Below are 17,585 nucleotides of genomic sequence, written 5' to 3' on the forward strand. Positions count from 1 at the left end.
CTTTGGCGGTAACGTACGTCGTGTCCGGCCTATCCGGATCCGCTGTCGGCCAACGTTAAGCTGGCCTGTAGCACAACAACGTCCGTGCCGAGAGGCGCGTGCAGGCATCTTTATCCGCGACCCGATGCAACGCGCGCCAGTCGACCAGAAGCGCAGCTAAGTCGTCCAAGATTGCGCAGTCTTAGTCTGAGGCCTAGAGGAGCTCCTTTGCAACCAGCTCCTCCACAGCACGCCACTCGCCTCTCACGCGGCTGCGTCCGGCGTCATAGAATGGCCGCAGAGAAGCTATGGCGGAATAGCGTTCACCAGCGATCTCGATTTCGAATGACCCTCCGGACAGCCAATCAGCTGTCACCCCTCCTTCCGCCGTGAGATACCCCATGCCGATACCACAGCCCACAGTGTGGCCAAATCCGGCTGAGCGAAGGTAACCGACAAGGCTGCTGTTACGCCAGACAGGCTCTGTTCCGAACATCAACGATTTGGCATTTGGGGCAGCGAACTGGACCAGCCGCCGGCGCAGAGGTTTGCCCCGCTGGGCCTCCAGTGCAGCGCGTCCAATGAAATTGTCAGGCTTGTCCCAGGCGACGGTAAACCCCAGTCCCGATTCCAATGGGGTGTCCTCATCACCGACGTCTGCACCCCAGTCACGGTAGCCCGCTTCCAGGCGCAGCGTGTTGAGAGCAACATATCCGGCGTGGCCTAGGCCGAGATCGGCACCGGCGGCCACCAGAGCGTCGTAGACCCCAAGTGCTTGTTCGGTCGGGATGTGAAGTTCCCACCCCAACTCGCCGACAAAAGTCATCCGGAACGCGAGCGCGAGGCTGTAGCCGACCTCGATTTCACGAGCCGTTGCGAAGGGAAAAGCCTCGTTAGAAAAATCCGCAGGACTGACGCGCTGCAGTAACTCACGCGATCGTGGACCCATCACGGACAGGGTGGTGTATCCGGATGAGACATCTGCAACCGAGACGTGGCCGGCTCCCTTGGCATGCAATCGCAGCCAGGAGAGGTCACGGGTCCGTTGGATAGCCGCTGTTACGACAAGAAATTCCTCCTCACCTAACCGTGCGATGGTGACGTCAGACTCCATACCGCCTCGCTCATTGAGCCAGGGCGTATAGACGACGCGGCCGACCGCCACGTCCACGTCGTTCGTGGATAAGCGCTGTAGCAGCGCAAGGGCATTTGACCCCTGTACCAAAACATGCGCAAAGGAGGTTTGGTCGAAGAGAGTGACCCCGGCGCGGGTGGCCCTATGCTCCGCGCCGCTCCGCTCGAACCATTCGTCCCGGCCGAAAGTTGCATGGTTTTCTTTCGACGATCCAGGCGCGCCAAACCATTGGACGCGTTCCCACCCGGCGCTTTCACCGAAATTCGCGCCGACTACGGCCAGGCGGTCGTGTAGGGGCGACGTGCGAACGTTGCGTGCCGTCTTCGCTGACTTATGCGGCAGATGAAGTGCCCAGAGGTTGCCTACCGCCTCCACCGTGCGATCGTACAGATACCGCCTGTTGCGCTGGAAGGGCATTGATCGGCGGACGTCCATTTCCCAGCAGTCTCCAGCCGGCAAGCCTGTCGACATCCATTCTGCCATGACCTTGCCCGCACCACCCGAGGATTCGATACCGCAGGAATTGAATCCAGAGGCGACATACAGACCTTGAATTTCAGGTGATGGCCCGAGGTGGAACCGGTTATCAGGCGTGAAGCTCTCAGGGCCATTGAAATTCAGCTGAAGGCCAACATTTGCCAGGACGGGCATGCGCTCGATGGCCGCAGAGAGATATGGTTCGATGTGGTCGAAATCTTCGGGCAAGGAATCGAAACTGAAATCCTGCGGTATGCCGTTCATGCCCCAAGGTTTGCCTTTAGCCTCGAAGAACCCCACGAGCAGTTTGCCGGCGTCCGCTTTTGCATAGACGCGCGCGTCCATGTCGCGGATCGTCGGCAAATCATGGGGTAGCTCGGGAATTGCCTCGGTGACTACATAGAAATGCTCGGCCGCCTGCAACGGCACCGACCAGTTAAGTTCAGCAGCCACATTCCGCGTCCACAGGCCGGTGCAGATGACCGCGTGTTCAGCACGGACCGTTCCTTGACTGGTCTCCACGCCGACAAAACGGCCCTTCTCGACGAGGATGCGTGTGACAGGTGTCCGCTCAAGGATCGTTGCTCCACCCTGCCGCGCCCCAGTTGCGAAAGCACGGGCGGTATCGATAGCGTTGGTCATCCCGTCGGAAGCGATCCATGCCGCCCCAAGGACATCACTGACATCGAGCAATGGAACGCGGCGTTGGGCTTCCGCAGCGCTTATCATCTCCACGTCCAGGCCAAACGAGCGGCCCATCGAAGACCCGCGCTTAAGCTCTTCAAGGCGGTCCTGGGTCGCGGCGACAGTAATGGAGCCGGTTTGCCGAAAACCAGTTGCCTGACCGGTTAGATTTTCGAGGTCCCTGAACAGATCCGCAGAGTATTGAGCGAGCTTTGCCATGGTCTCGTTGGCGCGGAGTTGCGTCACCAGGCCCGCAGCATGCCAGGTCGTGCCGCATGTCAGTTGGTCGCGCTCCAGAAGCAGAACGTCCCGGTGGCCGAGACGTGTCAGGTGATAAGCTATCGAGAGGCCGATAATGCCGCCTCCGATGACAACGTATTCGACATGCGATGGTACTTTGCTGGCCATTTGAAACCTGTTGGAGCTTGGGCGAAAACGCGGGCTAAGGCGGACTGGTCGTGGCCAATAAAATATTGTCGGATATGCTCTGATTTCCGCTGATCTGCATACCAGGAGTGCAGTATTTCTGCGCCGCAAGGCGGCCCAATGCAGCGTGACTCCAGCAGAATGCACTACGGTAATGTGGCGATGCTTGGAGCGCCGCCGACCGACGCTACAATATAATCGTGATGGTGACTCTGGCGTCGGAAAGCGGCGAGATCGGCACCGGAGATTGCGGGCGGGTTACACATAAGCGGTGAAAGGTCGTAGGCGACCTCGGCCATGGTCTTCGCCTGGTAAGCGCTACGCCTCGAGAAGCGCCTCCTGACCGCCGCCAGGGGCAAGCGCTTTTCCTCCTGCCCAGCACGTGCGGGAAGGGGTCATAAGGACGCCGCCGTCCTTATAAATATCGGGCCCTTGGGCAGCGGTTCCCGGCATGCCGGCTGTTTCGCGCCGCCACGATTGTCGTAAACGCCGGTGCCCAAGCCGAAGACTGATTCCACATGAACACCATGGGGCATAGATGGCCCAGTACGTCAGATGTCATGGGCGTCCCTAATCGAATCCAGCGGCATTCTTCAACGCGCAATTTCTTGTACGCAGGCCCCGGCATCTCGAAGCGAGATGATGCCGATATAAACACTGCATTTGACTGAGAATGCCTTGAGACAAATCCTCGCCTGAGCACCCGCAACACAAGCAAAACTGGGATTGCGGGATGCCACAGTGAGAATGGGCATCAAGATTTCCGGGCGTCGCCTGCGGTTGTCCTGGGCCGCACGAGCTTGGGCGAACTCAAAAGCGCACATGCTCAATTTCGAGGAGGATCATAAGCATGAGCTACCAAAAACCTTTTCTGCGTGAGGAGTTCGACCGGCGCGTTCAGGACACGAAGAAGCGGATGCAAAAAGCTGGTCTTGATCTCCTCATCTGCCAGGATCCAGCCAATATGTACTGGCTTACGGGCTACGACAGTTGGTCCTTCTACACGCCACAGGCAGTTCTAGTCCATGTCAACGCAGGATATGCCTCTTTGGTTCGGGCGCCCGATCGACGCAAAATCGGCTACCGTTACAACAAACCTGCCAGCCGAGAACATCTTCGGATTCGCGGAGACTTTGGTTCACCATCCGGAAAATCATCCTTTCGATGATTTGTGCGGGCTCATCAATTCCAAAGGCTGGGGTTCCGACCGCATCGGCGTCGAGCTCGACACTCACTACTATACCGCGCGGGCTCATCAGCACCTCGTTAGAGGCCTGCCCAATGCGAAGATCTCGGACAGCCGGGAACTTGTAAACTGGGCGAGGCTCGTCAAGTCAGAAGCCGAGCTTGTCTATATGCGAGAGGCGGGCCGTATCATCAGCAGAACAATGCGAGAGGCGATTGCGAAGCTCAAGCCGGGGGTTCGCGACTATGAGGTCGTAGGGGACATTTACCGCAATCAGATCTTGGGTGAGGGCAAGTTCGGCGACTACACTGGTCTGTGTCCCCTAATCCAGATTGGTGAGGGGACGAGCACTTGCCACCTCACATGGACGGGCCAGGCGATCCCCGAGTCAGCCCTAGTCGTGATGGAGCTCGGCGCGGCACGTCGCCACTATAACGCGCCCCTGACCCGCACAATTCACGTCGGACAGCCGCCACAAGAAATCTCGCGTCTGGCGTCCGTGATCGTTGAAGGCGGCGATCTCGCACTCGAAGCGGCCAAGCCGGGCGTGGCGGTGGAAGAGGTAGCCGCCGTGTTCCAACGCACACTGAAAAGGAATGGCTACAGCAAAGACAGCCGCGTCGGCTACTCAATCGGTGTTGGTTACCCGCCGGACTGGGGCGAACGCACTATCAGCATCCGCGCGGGTGAAACAACGCTATTGCAGGAAGGAATGTGCTTCCACTTCCAGTCCGGAGTGTGGCTCGACGATTTTGGCGCAGCGATCTCAGAACCTTTCGTGGTCGGAGCGAAAGGTGGCCAGCGCTTCTGCGATGTGGAGCGCCGCTTGGTCGTTATCGACTGATTATTAGCCCATTGGCTTTTCGAATGACGCCTTGGTGTCCGGACTATGCGGCAATCGCCCAACACCGGTTTGTTACTCAACGAAATAGGAGATCAGCTTCTGCAAAAAAGACGCTTCTACAAAGCTGGAAACGCCCATCCCGGGCTGCTGGATAATTCAACAATAAGAAGGGAACGAGAAATGAAGATCAGACTTTCATACATTGCGGCTGGCTTGGGCCTTGCCGTCGCGCTTGCCGCTTTTCAGGTCCAAGCAGGAGAACTAACCGACCGAGTCGCCAGCGGCAAGTCCATCCGGATCGGCTTCGCGAACGAAGAGCCGTTCGCCTTTCCGGACAGTAATGGTCACCCGGTAGGATTTGTAAACGCGATTGCTCTCGGCGTGCTTAGCAGATGGGCTACGAAAGTGTAGAGACCGTCGTGACAGATTGGGGCGGACTTATACCCGGACTGCAGTCTGGACGGTTCGATATGGCTACGGGGGGTCTGTACATCCTTAAATCGAGTTGCCAGAGCGTTACATTTTCCGAGCCTTTGGCGAAAGTGACAGATGCGCTTATCGTCAAAGCTGGCAATCCTAAAGGTGCACAATTATGCAGATATTGCAGCCAAGGGCGCGACTATGGTGACCGGCATAGGATATAGCAATATAGAGCAAGCAAAAAAGGCAGGAGTTCCGGAAGCTCAAATCATGCAAGTGCCGGGACAGACAGAAATTCTTGCAGCGGTCGAGGCGGGACGAGCAGATGCCGGGGCATCGGGATACCTCTTGTCTCGATCTGTGGCTGGCAAATCGGGTGGAAAACTTGAGGTGACAGACCCGGATGCGATGCCGGAATCATCTCAAAACTGGGTGAGCATAGCCTTCCGAGAGTCGGACAAGGACTTTGTGGAGAAGTTCAATGAGGCTCAGAAAAAATACATCGATACTCCCGAGATGATGAAGGCTGTCGAGGCCTATGGCTACGACGCAAAGCTGCTACCAAATGGCAAGAGTGCGGAGTGGGTTGCGCAAACCGCTGACGCAGGATGGCGAATGTCAATCTTGGAGTTTCTTCAAGGCTATGGCCAGGCGCTCTTACAGGGGACCTTGGTCACATGCGCGCAATTCTTGCTTGCTACACTGGTCGCTGTAGCTGCCGCTGGGGCCGCCGGCATCGGCAAACTGTCGAGCAAGTGGCTTATCCGGAGTATTAGCGTTGTTTACATAGAAATCTTCCGCGGAACGTCGCTGCTAGTGCAGCTATATTGGATTTTCTTCGTGTTGCCGCTGTTTGGTATAACGCTTCCGAATTTCACCGCCGGCTACATATCCGTCGGCCTCAATATCGATGCCTATGGCGCCGAGATTGTGCGTGGCGCCATTGAGTCAGTTCCGCGCGGACAATGGAAGCGGGAACCGCGCTGTCGATGCCGCAAGGATGCGCAGGATCATATTGCCGCAAGCGCTGGCGATCATGCTTCCGCCTTGGGGTAATCTCCTGATCGAGCTTCTCAAGGGAACCGCCCTGGTGTCCCTCATCTCGGTCGCCGATCTCATGTTCCAGACACGCCAGATCAACGCCTCGACCTATCTGTCGGCACAGGCGTTTGGAACAGCTTTGATTATCTACTACATCCTCGCCAGGTTCCTCATAACCCCGACGATGCGCTGGGCGGAACGCTTGGTTGCCCGGGGGCTTGGAAGGGCATGACATTCAACTGGCGCTGGGACTTTACGTGGGAGATTTGCCACAGTTGCTGTGGGCTACCCTCAACACGTTGATTGCGGCCGGGGTCGGGTATGCAATTGCTCTGGTCGGCGGCCTGCTGCTCGCTCTTGCGCAACGCACAAAGTGGCCCGCACTGACATTTGTCGTCAGGAGCTGATTGAATTTATCCGGTCCACGCCCTTGGTCCTGCAGATTTTCTTTGTTTTCTATATCGGACCCCAGTTCGGGATTTTCCTGTCGCCCTGGATATCCGGCATCATTGCGATCGGTCTGCACTATTCGGCCTATCTCTCAGAGGTTTACCGCGCAGGCCTCAATTCCGTGGCTCCCGGCCAATGGGAAGTGTGCCGTGCGCTGAACATGTCCCCCCGCGTCACCTATGTACGCATCATTATCCCGCAGGCGCTTGCGCCTGCGGTGCCCGGCCTCGGCAACTACCTGGTGGGCATCCTCAAGGACACGCCCATGCTATCGGTAATTGGTGTCATGGAGCTAATGCACACGGCCAACGCGTTAGGGTCCGAGAAACTACAGGTATCTGGAACCTTTTACATTGGTTGGCCTGATTTTCCTCTTGATCTCGATTCCGACGGCCGGACTCGTCAGGATGTTCGAACGACGGCTGCGGGTGAGACTAGGACTGTAAAATGAGCAATACTGACTATCCCCTCGAACTGCCGGAGCATGACCGCCCCATGGTCCGGTTCATGAACGTCAGCAAGAGCTACGGAAGGCTCAACGTCATCAGCCACCTCGATTTTGACGTGGCCGAAGGAGAGATGGTTACCATTATAGGGCCCTCAGGGTCCGGGAAGACCACGGTGTTGCGAGCCCTTATGACGCTCGAAACTATCAATGGCGGCGTGATATACGTCGACGGCAAGCCGCTGACACACATGCCCCGCGATGGGATCCTTGTGCCGGCAGACGAGCGATACCAGCGGAAGATTCGCTCCTCGATCGGGATGTGTTTCCAGCACTTCAACCTGTTTCCGCAGTGACCGCGATCCAGAACTGTATGGAAGGCCCAGTCCAGGTACTGGGGCTTTCGAGGAAAGAGGCGCTTGAGCGATCCGAAGAGCTCCTGAAAATGGTGGGTATGATCGACAAGCGCGACCAGCATCTTCCCGTCTATCTGGGGGGCAACAACAGCGCGTGGCGATAGCCCGCGCGTTGGCGATGCGGCCCAAGGTGATGCTTTTCGACGAAGTCACTTCCGCCCTCGACCCCGAAGTCATCGGCGAGGTAACACAGGTCATTCGAAAGCTGGTCGCCGAGCACAATCTAACCATGATCATGGTCACCCATCAGATGGGATTTGCTCGCGACATCTCTGACCGCGTCTGCTTCTTTTATGGCGGCTCGATAGAAGAGCAGGCGCCCCCGCAGACGTTGTTCACCAGCCCACAGCGCGACCGCACCAAGCAGTTCCTTTCGGCCGTCAAGGAAGCGGTTTGAAAGATCCGTGTTGAGTCTTCGTCCCCAATTCCGTGGCCTTGACCCGCATAGCGACTACGGCCGTGGAGCGTTCCCACGTTACTTTTAAGCACGTCCCGATCGGTCAACCGAAGTTTTGGCGCTAGAGGCTTGGTGGATCTAGGCGCCGTTCCTCTCGTTGCCGGAAGTCTTGCTGGCCGATGACCCGTCGTCTGGGACTAGCGCTTTGCGCGACCTCCGTCGCGAAAGGACCGCTGCTGTCCTCTTGCTGGGGCAATAGTCGGTCTTATGAAAGCCAACAGACCTCCGCCTCAGAGCTGGCTACGGCGGATACGCCTTACTCTGGCGTCTAAGTGCATCCGATTGTGAGACCATCTTGTCGTAAGATGAATCCGTTCGGCAAACTAGATTTGACTTGGAACCTCCGAGCAGTGAACCTACTGATATTCAGTTCTTGCCTAGCTTCGCATTATCAAGACTAACTAAGACGGCAGCTTGAATGACAGCACCCCTTTCCAAGAGCCTGCGCGAGCGCATCGTATTTGCGATTGAAGCTGGCGAGAGCTGCCGGTCGGTCGCGGCTCGTTTTGGGATTGCAGTTTCTTCCGCCGTTAAATGGTCGCAGCGCTATCGAATGAGCGGTTCTATCGAACCTCGCAAGATGGGTGGCCACCGAAAGCGCGTTCTTGAACCTCACCGGGCTTTCATTCAGGAGCGAATTGACAAGGCACCGCATTTGACACTGCATCGGTTGAAAGCCGAGCTTGAGGCACATGGTGTGAAGGTCTCACATGACACCGTTTGGCAATTCCTGCGCCGTGAGGGGCTAAGTTTCCAAAGATGGACAAGCCCCGCGCCAACTTCGCGGGGCGACGCCAAAGCCGAGCCCGAGCACACGCCGCATACTTGAGGGGGCATGCCGATTGGGACCCGCAGAGTCATTCTTCTCATGATGGGCTTCTCATGATGGGTGAGCTTGATAGCGCTCTCAGGCTCTCTTGATTATGCTGTATCGCTGGACGGACCGCCTCTGTCGTCGTGGCGCTCCCATGAAGAACCCGGCCCATACCGCATCGCTAGATTCCAAGGACAAGCTTCATCCAAATCTGGATCAAACATCTGGCGTCGGTTGCCAGAACCTGGGCGTCGCACTTCCCAAGCTGATCGAACCCGCCGCTACGCCGGTCGTCGCGTGGGCGCAGGCTTAGACTAGATGCGCACGGGCGCTGGAAGAAGCTGAATGTACGCCAGAGGCCCGGTACGGGCAGCCGCCACGGCTTAGACGCTACTACCGAAGCCGGTGACGGGCCTCATGCCGCTGAACCGGCTTCTTCGAACACTGATTTCGCTGGGCTGGCGCATCGCTCTCTTTGTTCGACTGTGCCGAATTGCGATGGAGTTGGCGGCGTTCGTCATCGGCGTTCCAGCGCGGGATCCATCAGTTCATTGCCGATCAATGTTTGACATGGATCTCACGCGGGAAGCTGGTCAGAGTCTCGCAGCCGTCAGCGGTGACGAGGATGGTTTCGCTCACTTCGATCCCCCAGCCGTCCATCCACATGCCGAGGATCGAATGAAGGACATTGCCCGGCTTCAGGATCGTCTTATCGCCCTGGCGCAGGCTGATCGTGTGCTCGCCCCAGTCTGGCGGATAGGCCGCGCCGATCGAATAGCCAATGCGGGATTCCTTCTTTAGGCCGTAGCGCTGGATGACCTTGCGCCAGCTCGCCTCGACGTCTTCCGCCAAGACGCCAGGCCTGATCGTCGCAAGTACGGCCTCCATGCCTTCGAGAACCGCCTTGCCGGTGTCGCCGACCTTGGCTGGCATGGCGCCCAGCTGAAGCGTCCGCGCCAGACCGGCGGCATAGCGGCGAACGACGCCGGCCAGCTCGAGCGCGACGGTTTCGTTGTGGCCAAAGCGACGATCGCTCCACATGATATGCGGCGCCGATGCATTTTCGCCGCCCAGTATGGTCGGCGGCAGGGCGGTGATGTCGCCGGCGAAGTCCGGCGAGCCAGCTACCTGAGCGGCCTGGATTTTGGCGATGGCTTCGCACTCGCGCACACCTGGCGCTATCACCTCATAGGCGGCGGTGACCGCCGCCTCAGCAAGACGCGAGGCCTTGCGTAGGTAGCCGATCTCGGCTTCCGATTTGACGCTGCGGGTCCAGTTCACCAGAAGGTCAGCATCGTGGAACATTGCGTTGGGCAGCCCAGCGGTCAGCCGCGCATGCGCCTTGGCGGAATAGTAGTAGGCTTCGAGCTCGATGCCGATATTGCCGCGCCCCCACCCCTTCCTGTCGATCCAGGCGGCAATCCAGTCCATCGGATGACGGTCGGTGCGCTGGACATGATCCTCGGGAAAGCCGACGACGTTCTCGGGCTTCATCCAAGCCGTCAGCAGCCCGCCGGCGGCATCCATGGCGCGACCGATCCAGACCGGCTCCTCGTCGGCGAGCGGGACCAGGACCATTTGCGGCGTGTAAAACGACCAGCCGTCATAGCCGGTGATGTAGTGCTGATTGGCGACGTCGTTGACGATCAGAAGATCGAGGTTGCGGCGCGCCATTTCGGCGCGAATAGCGGAAAGCCTGCTCCGGTATTCGTCGGGGTGGAATGGTAATGGTATCATGTTGAGAAAATCCTCTTTTATCGCGCCGGGTCGACCCAGAGCGAGCCCGGTTTCGAACCTGACAATCGACAAGAGCTCATCGACGTGAGCCCATCACCAACAACAGCGCCATAACCGATCCTCAGAGAACAACGCTCTGCTAGTGGCAGTTAGGCACTCTTTCGTAACTTAGCCTCCGATCGATTTTCCTGATTCTATTATCTTCCGGCACGCTCGACCGTGTCTTTTTTCGTTGGTGAACTGGTAGTCGTGATTGATGCGGCGGGCACCCGTAGGCATCGCGGTACGCTTTTGAGAAGTGCGATGCCGAGATAAAGCCGCAAGCCATCGCTATCTCAACGACCGGCAGGCGGGAACTGACGAGCAGCAGATGCGCCCGTTCGAGACGAAGATCCAAATAGTAGCGGCTTGGAGAACATCCCAGTTCCCGCCTAAACAGCCGCTCGATTTGACGTCGGGAAAGGCCGGCTGAGGCCACAAGTTCGTCTAGTAGCAATGGCTCCGTGAGGTTTGCCTCCATCTGCTCGATTATCTTGATGACCGCCCGATGGTTTAGTTGCACTCGTGAATGGAGTGGCAAACGTTGGCGGTCACCCGCTGAACGCGTCCTAAACGCGATAGCTTTTTCACAAATACGATTGACGACTATCGTCCCATGGTGACGGTCAACCAAATCAAGAAACATGTCGAAGGGGGCGTCTCCCCCGGCGCAGGTGTACAGGTCTCCATCCCGCTCAAAGGCGGTTTGAGTGGCTGACACACCCAGAAAGCGCTCGGAGAATATAGGAAACTGTTCCCAGTGAACTGCGCAACGCCGCCCTTCTGCAACACCGGCACGAGCAAGCACAATCGTGCCGCTACTTATGCCTACGAGGCAACTGCGGTGGTTTCTGCACTCTCGTAACCAGGCTTCAAGCTGTTTGTGCGAGTTAGGAGCATTACGGCCGCCGACGACGACGACGGTCGGTGCTGAGATTGATCGACGAGTTCTTTCACGTTCGAACGACAACGACGATTCAGCGCATACCAACAACCTGCAACTTGAGACCACAGGCTCCCCGTCGTCCGAAACGACCTGCCAGCTATACACATCCCGCCCCAACACTTCGTTGGCGAGCCTCAGCGCTTCTACTGCCGACGAGAACGCCTGGAGCGAAAAGGCCGGTAGAAGGTAAAAGCAAAAATTTCGGCAGGTCGACTGTGAGTCTAGCATCCGGGAGTTCCTTCTCGCTAGCCTGATTTCTCGTTGCGGCCAACCAAAACTGGGCGACCGTCGCCACCGGTGACTACTAAGCAGGCTGTGCCTGGCTCGGGCAGACATTCAGGGTATTGCAGGCTCGCGTCGCCAGCCTCAGATGCTAAGACCTTCTCTCGTGAGTTCATCAATAACGACGCGCACTGCAGTCTCTGCGATACCAACGATTTCCTCCACTTCAGCCTTTGTTGCTACCAAAGGTGGAGCGAAGCCCAGAATGTCACCATGCGGCATCGCGCGGACGATCAGGCCGCGGTCGCGTGCTGCCTTCGAGATGCGTGCACCGACCTTCAGCGACGGATCGAAACGTTCCTTCTTGCCACGATCGGCAACGAATTCGATTGCAGCCATTAGACCGACGCCGCGCACTTCACCGACGATCGGCAACTGCGCGAACTTCTCGTGCAATAGTGCCTGGAAGAATGCACCAACCTCCCGAGCATTGCCGGGGAGATCTTCCCTCTCGACAATGTCGAGAACTGCATTAGCCGCGGCGGCTCCGATGGGATGACCAGAGTAGGTGTAGCCGTGCGAGAATGCGCCGACCTTGTCGGCCCCATCCTCCAGGACTTTATACACCTTCTCACCGACGATTGCCGCTGACAGCGGGAAGTAGGCCGACGTCAAACCTTTAGCGACCGTGATGAGGTCTGGCTCGATCCCATAGAGCTGCGAGCCGAACATGGACCCGGTGCGGCCGAACCCTGTGATGACCTCATCGGCAATGAGCAGCACATCATGCTTTTTGAGGACCGTCTGTATCGCTTCCCAATAACCTACCGGCGGCGGCGTGATGCCGCCGGTGCCGAGGACGGGCTCGCCAATGAAGGCGCCGACATTGTCCGGGCCGAGCCGTTCGATTAGCTCATCCAATTCCTTGGCGCGTCGTGCTGAAAATTCGCCTTCAGACTCGCCCGCGTTTGCACCCCAGTAGTGATGCGGAACACCGGTGTGAACGATCTGCGGGAGTGGCAGGTCCATGTGGTCATGATAGAAGCTCATGCCCGTCATCGAGCCCGACACTACGCTGCAGCCGTGATAGCCGCGTTCACGCGAGATGATCTTCTTCTTGGTCGGCTTGCCGCGGAGATTATTATAATACCAGACGAGCTTGGCCTGGGTCTCGTTTGCGTCCGACCCGGACATGCCGTAGAACACCTTGCTCATTTTACCCGGCACCATCTTCACGAGGCGATCGGAAAGGATTGCGAGCTCGTCGGTCGTGTGGGCAGCGTAGGAATGATAGTAGGCCAGACGGAAAGCCTGGCGGGAAATCGCTTCGGCGACTTCGGTGCGGCCGTATCCGACATTGACGCAATAAAGGCCGGCGAAACCGTCGATCAGCTGGTTGCCATGTGCATCTTGAATGCGGAGGCCTTTGCCTGTCTCAATGATGGTCGGCTCACCGAGCTTGCCGGTGGCAAAATCCTTGAGCTGTGTGAAAGGATGCAGGACAGCATTTCTATCCTTTTCGCTGATATTCTTGATGTTGATGCTCATGCGTCTGTCCCTTTAGCTTGCAGTATTACCGATGCACACGTATTTGGGTTCGAGATATTCGGCGAGACCATGCCTTGAGCCCTCGCGGCCGAGCCCGGATTGTTTCCATCCACCAAAAGGTATGGGAGCGCCGGTGAATTTCGGGGTATTGACGGCGACCATGCCGTACTCCAACTGATCAGTTAGGCGCATGGCGCGGCTCAGATCTTTTGTGTAAACGTAAGCCGCAAGGCCCATTTCAGAGTTGTTGGCTCGCGCAAGCACTTCCGCCTCCTCATCGAACGGAAGGACTGCCGCCACCGGCCCAAAGGTCTCTTCCTTCGCGACCAGCATGTCGTCCGTGACATCGGCGAGAACAGTCGGGGTAACGAAATTGCCCCGGAGAAGACTATCCTGTCCGCCAACAACGATGCGAGCTCCGGAACAAAGAGCTTGGGACACCTGCCGTCTGCACTTTTCGGCGACGGATGGTCTGGTCATCGGGCCAATATCGACACCGGGTTCGAATCCGTGCCCTACCTTCAGTTTACCGGTGGCTTTCGCGAATTCTTCCACGAAGCACTCATAGTTTCCTCGCTGAACATAGATCCTATTGGCTGCCAGGCAGTCCTGACCGGATGTGGCAAATTTGGCTGCTATGCATCCAGCCACGGCTGTCTCCAAGGGGGCATCATCGAAAATGATAAAAGGAGCATTGCCGCCGAGTTCAAGTGAAGCCTTCTTCACAGTTTTTGCCGACTGCTTGAGCAGGATCCGACCAACCTCGGTCGAGCCCGTGAAGGAGAATGCGCGCACATCGCTATGATCCAATAGCCGTTTTGCCAGTGGGGCAGCCTCTCCCGTGATCACCTGAAACACGCCAGCGGGGATGCCTGCCTCCTCGGCAAGGCGGGCAAGCGCCAGAGCTGACAAGGGCGTTTCCGGGGCTGGCTTGACAATCATCGTGCAGCCGGCAGCTAGCGCGGCTCCTGCTTTTCTGGTGATCATCGCCGACGGAAAGTTCCAAGGCGTGATAGCGACCGTCACTCCAACCGGCTGCATCTGGACAGACAGCCGGCCGCCCTCAAGATGGCTCGGGATGGTCTCGCCATATGCCCGCTCGCCCTCCGCTGCAAACCAGTCAAGAAAGCTGGCGGCATATGAAATCTCGCCGTGCGCCTCGGTCAATGGTTTGCCTTGTTCGGCGGTCATGATCACGGCAAGGTCTTCCGCATTCTCGCGCATACCTGCGGCCCATTTCCGCAGACATGCGCCCCGTTCCGAAGGAAGAACATTGCGCCATTGTTGAAACGCAGTCCGCGCGAAGCTGACCGCGTCATCTACATCAGACACCTCACAGGCAGCCACCTGAGCCAAGTCCTGGCCAGTAGCCGGGTCAACCACCAAGATCGTCTCAGCCTTGGAGAGCCAAGCTCCATTCACATAGGCGCACTTTTGGAGGAGGTCCTGCCTTTTGAGCTCCTTTAACGCGGCAGTTGCTGTACCTTTCATCACTAACCTCACGATCGACAGTTCGTTTCCGGCAAAATAGCCGCGTAACTGCGGCGATTGGCAGCGCGATCGAGGGCCACCAGGACGTTCTCCTGCGAATAAACGCATGCGACTGAGTTTTTTCGCCGTTTGATCTCTGTCGGCTTATGGGCAAGTTCAGCAAGGAAAGATGACATTGTCACCTGCGGCCACCCACGATCACACTCAGCCTTCGAGAGGCGGCGAACGGTAAGTTGCAGTCGGCCACGCCAAGCGGGCCTCGTGCGAGCTGTCACTTCGGCTTCGCAGTACTACCTCACGATTGTAGTGGGCTCCGAAAGGTGGGGAAGTGTGATTGCAAGATCGGTGACTTGGGGGGAGATCTTGTGCTTGGCTCGTCACTGCGGTTTACGAAAACAGATTCGGGCAAATCTCAAAATCACACTAAATCAAAAATCTTCTTGCCGAAGATATTTTCTACTGCGCTCCCAATTGGTGGCAACCGCTTCCCAGGCGACGAAAGAACTAGGGAAGAGGATTTGCTGCGCGAGGGGCGGCAAGAATGCAGATCTTGTGCGGCATCACGAACTGGGCAGCACAACCGCAGCGTCCAAGGCGTGCTAGCTTGTGACGAACACAAAAGGACTTGGAAAAGCAACAGCCCGATGCTGGGGAGCCCACGATGAGCCACACGATCAACCACCTGAAGAAACTACGGCTGCAGCGCAGCGAGTTGGCCGTTCCCGGCTCCAGCCCGGAGATGATCGACAAGGCGGCGAACAGCGCCGCCGACTTTGTCTTCCTCGACATCGAGGACGCGGTCGCGCCGCCCGACAAGGAGCGCGCCCGCAAGAACATCATCCAGGCGTTGAACGACATCGACTGGCGCGCCAGGGGCAAGGCGGTCTCGGTGCGCATCAACGGCCTCGACACCCATTACATGTACCGCGACGTGGTCGACGTGATGGAGCAGGCGGGCGACCGGCTTGACACCATCCTGGTGCCGAAGGTTGGCGTACCGGACGACCTCTATATGGTCGAGGCGTTGGTCAACCAGATTGAGATGGCCAAGGGGTTTAAGGCACACGTCGGTCTCGAAGCGCTCATCGAGACGGCGCTCGGCATGGCCAATGTCGAGGCGATCGCCGCCACGGCGGGCCGGCTCGAAGCTATGCATTTCGGCGTCGCCGACTATGCGGCCAGCAACAAGGCTCGCACTGTCAACATCGGTGGCCTCAACCCCGATTATCCCGGTGACCAGTGGCATTTCGCTTTGTCGCGCATGACGGTCGCCTGCCGCGCCTATGGTCTGCGCGCCATCGACGGACCGTTCGGGGATTTCTCCGACCCCGAAGGCTACAAGGGGGCCGCAAGGCGCGCGGCAGCGCTTGGCATCGAAGGCAAATGGGCGATCCATCCCTCGCAGATCGCTTTGGCCAACGACGTGTTCTCGCCGCCGGAAAAGGAGGTCACGCGTGCCAGGCGCATCCTTGAAGTGCTCAAGGAAGCCGAGGCTCTGGGAAAAGGCGCTGCGGCGCTCGACGGCAAGATGATCGACGCGGCTTCCGAACGCATGGCGCGCAACGTGCTGGCGGTTAACGAGGCGATCGAGCGCGCCGGCCAGGCGCATATGGCGGCGCAGTAGACATACCGGAGGACATGATGGACATCCACGAATACCAGGCCAAGGAACTGCTCGCCCGTCACGGCGTGCATGTGCCGCGCGGCGGGCTGGCCTACAGTCCGGAGCAGGCGACATACCGCGCCAGCGAGATCGGCGGGGGCAAATGGGTAGTCAAGGCGCAGATCCATTCCGGTGCGCGGGGGAAGGCCGGCGGCATCCGCATCTGCTCGTCCGACCAGGAACTGTCAGATGCCGCCGAGGCGATGCTGGGCAGGAAGCTGGTGACGCATCAGACGGGGCCGCGCGGCAAGCTGGTGTCGCGGCTCTATGTCGAAGAGACCGTCGACATTGGCCAGGAAATCTATCTCGCCTTTGTTCTCGACCGGAAAGCCGAGCGGGTGATGATCGTGGCGTCTGCGGCCGGCGGCATGGAGATTGAAGAGATCGCCGAAAAGCAGCCAGATTCAATCATTCGCGCGACGGTCGATCCTGGCGCGGGGATGCAGCACTATCAGGCGCGCGAGATCGCCTTCGCGCTTGGTCTCGAAAACAACCTGATCGGCAAGGCGACCGAAACCCTGCTTGGTTGCTACCGCGTGTTTCGCGACTACGACGCCTCGATGCTGGAGATCAATCCGCTGGCCGTCACGCGTGACGGCAATCTGATGGCACTGGATGCCAAGATGTCGTTCGATGAGAATGCGCTGTTTCGTCGTCCCCAAATATCCGAATTGCGCGACAAGTCGCAGGAGGATCCGCGTGAAACCTTCGCCAGCGACCGTGGCCTGTCCTATGTCGGTCTGGATGGCAATATCGGCTGCATCATCAACGGCGCCGGCCTCGCCATGGCGACGATGGACATGATCAAGATCGCCGGCGGCGAGCCGGCAAACTTCCTCGACATCGGCGGCGGCGCTTCGCCCGAACGTGTCGCGAAATCGTTCCGCGCCGTGCTTGGCGACAAGAATGTCGAGGCCATCCTGGTCAACATCTTCGCCGGCATCAACCGCTGCGACTGGGTGGCCGAGGGCGTCGTCAAGGCAATCCGCGAAGTCGGCGTCAACGTCCCGTTGGTGGTGCGGTTGGCCGGCACCAAGGTCGAGGAAGGACGCCGCATCCTGGCCGATTCCGGCGAGGCGGTGATCGTGGCCGAAACACTGGCCGAAGCCGCCGACAAGGCCGTTGCCGCCTGGCGGTCCGCCACAATGAAAAAAGCAGGCTGAGA

At 58.4% G+C, this 17,585-nt stretch carries 14 protein-coding genes and 3 pseudogenes; 12 read left to right on the plus strand and 5 right to left on the minus strand.

All coding sequences use genetic code 11. The features are described from left to right. Positions 1–193: 193 nt before the first annotated feature. Entirely contained in the window at positions 194–2,683 is a 2,490-nt protein-coding gene (locus AC0L2V_RS18325; protein WP_473520812.1) for a GcvT family protein, read from the minus strand. A gap of 934 nt (positions 2,684–3,617) precedes the next feature. Between AC0L2V_RS18325 and AC0L2V_RS18330 the strand changes: the two are divergent. From AC0L2V_RS18330 to AC0L2V_RS18375, 10 genes and pseudogenes are all read left to right on the plus strand, one after another. Beyond that, positions 3,618–3,677 (plus strand): annotated as a pseudogene (locus AC0L2V_RS18330) (hypothetical protein); the annotation flags it as partial. 49 nt (positions 3,678–3,726) lie between these two features. Next, positions 3,727–4,731: a M24 family metallopeptidase gene (locus tag AC0L2V_RS18335; RefSeq protein WP_473520813.1), complete on the plus strand. Its 1,005-nt coding sequence runs from the start codon at positions 3,727–3,729 to the stop codon at positions 4,729–4,731. Positions 4,732–4,776: 45 nt separating this feature from the next. Next, the gene (locus AC0L2V_RS18340; protein WP_473520814.1) at positions 4,777–5,142 is read left to right on the plus strand and encodes a hypothetical protein; all 366 of its coding nucleotides are present in this window, start codon (positions 4,777–4,779) and stop codon (positions 5,140–5,142) included. Further along, the gene (locus tag AC0L2V_RS18345; protein ID WP_473520815.1) at positions 5,124–5,375 is read left to right on the plus strand and encodes a transporter substrate-binding domain-containing protein; all 252 of its coding nucleotides are present in this window, start codon (positions 5,124–5,126) and stop codon (positions 5,373–5,375) included. Before AC0L2V_RS18340 ends, AC0L2V_RS18345 begins: the two co-directional genes overlap by 19 nt. Then, complete coding sequence (locus tag AC0L2V_RS18350) at positions 5,314–6,207, plus strand: ABC transporter permease subunit (protein ID WP_473520816.1); 894 nt, start codon at positions 5,314–5,316, stop codon at positions 6,205–6,207. Before AC0L2V_RS18345 ends, AC0L2V_RS18350 begins: the two co-directional genes overlap by 62 nt. Beyond that, complete coding sequence (locus AC0L2V_RS18355) at positions 6,167–6,424, plus strand: hypothetical protein (protein WP_473520817.1); 258 nt, start codon at positions 6,167–6,169, stop codon at positions 6,422–6,424. The genes AC0L2V_RS18350 and AC0L2V_RS18355 overlap by 41 nt, the downstream gene beginning before the upstream one ends. A 141-nt stretch (positions 6,425–6,565) precedes the next feature. Continuing rightward, positions 6,566–7,093 (plus strand): amino acid ABC transporter permease, encoded by a 528-nt coding sequence (locus AC0L2V_RS18360; RefSeq protein ID WP_473520818.1) that lies wholly within the window; start codon positions 6,566–6,568, stop codon positions 7,091–7,093. Then, positions 7,090–7,900 (plus strand): annotated as a pseudogene (gene ehuA / locus AC0L2V_RS18365) (ectoine/hydroxyectoine ABC transporter ATP-binding protein EhuA). The gene AC0L2V_RS18360 and the pseudogene ehuA overlap by 4 nt, the downstream one beginning before the upstream one ends. A gap of 478 nt (positions 7,901–8,378) precedes the next feature. Then, positions 8,379–8,753: pseudogene (locus AC0L2V_RS18370) on the plus strand (helix-turn-helix domain-containing protein); the annotation flags it as partial. 175 nt (positions 8,754–8,928) lie between these two features. After that, positions 8,929–9,087: a hypothetical protein gene (locus AC0L2V_RS18375; protein ID WP_473520858.1), complete on the plus strand. Its 159-nt coding sequence runs from the start codon at positions 8,929–8,931 to the stop codon at positions 9,085–9,087. A 245-nt stretch (positions 9,088–9,332) separates the two neighbouring features. Here AC0L2V_RS18375 and AC0L2V_RS18380 read toward each other — a convergent pair whose 3' ends face one another. From AC0L2V_RS18380 to AC0L2V_RS18395, 4 genes are all read right to left on the minus strand, one after another. Next, entirely contained in the window at positions 9,333–10,511 is a 1,179-nt protein-coding gene (locus AC0L2V_RS18380; RefSeq protein ID WP_473520819.1) for a M24 family metallopeptidase, read from the minus strand. A gap of 139 nt (positions 10,512–10,650) precedes the next feature. Continuing rightward, positions 10,651–11,832 carry a GlxA family transcriptional regulator gene (locus AC0L2V_RS18385; protein WP_473520820.1) on the minus strand — a complete coding sequence of 394 codons (1,182 nt, stop codon included), beginning with the start codon at positions 11,830–11,832 and terminating at the stop codon, positions 10,651–10,653. Positions 11,833–11,862: 30 nt separating this feature from the next. Continuing rightward, positions 11,863–13,266: an aminotransferase gene (locus tag AC0L2V_RS18390; RefSeq protein WP_473520821.1), complete on the minus strand. Its 1,404-nt coding sequence runs from the start codon at positions 13,264–13,266 to the stop codon at positions 11,863–11,865. A gap of 12 nt (positions 13,267–13,278) precedes the next feature. Beyond that, on the minus strand, positions 13,279–14,757 hold the full coding sequence (locus AC0L2V_RS18395; protein WP_473520822.1) for an NAD-dependent succinate-semialdehyde dehydrogenase: 1,479 nt from the start codon (positions 14,755–14,757) through the stop codon (positions 13,279–13,281). Positions 14,758–15,418: 661 nt separating this feature from the next. On the opposite strand from AC0L2V_RS18395, the gene AC0L2V_RS18400 reads away from it, so the two are divergent. Both AC0L2V_RS18400 and AC0L2V_RS18405 read left to right on the plus strand, forming a co-directional pair. Beyond that, entirely contained in the window at positions 15,419–16,381 is a 963-nt protein-coding gene (locus AC0L2V_RS18400) for an HpcH/HpaI aldolase/citrate lyase family protein (RefSeq protein ID WP_473520823.1), read from the plus strand. A 17-nt stretch (positions 16,382–16,398) separates the two neighbouring features. Beyond that, a complete protein-coding gene (locus AC0L2V_RS18405) occupies positions 16,399–17,583 on the plus strand; it encodes a malate--CoA ligase subunit beta (RefSeq protein WP_473520824.1) in 1,185 nt (394 codons plus the stop codon). The last annotated feature ends 2 nt before the right edge of the window (positions 17,584–17,585 follow it).

The sequence above is a fragment of the Mesorhizobium sp. WSM4814 genome, from assembly GCF_055811595.1.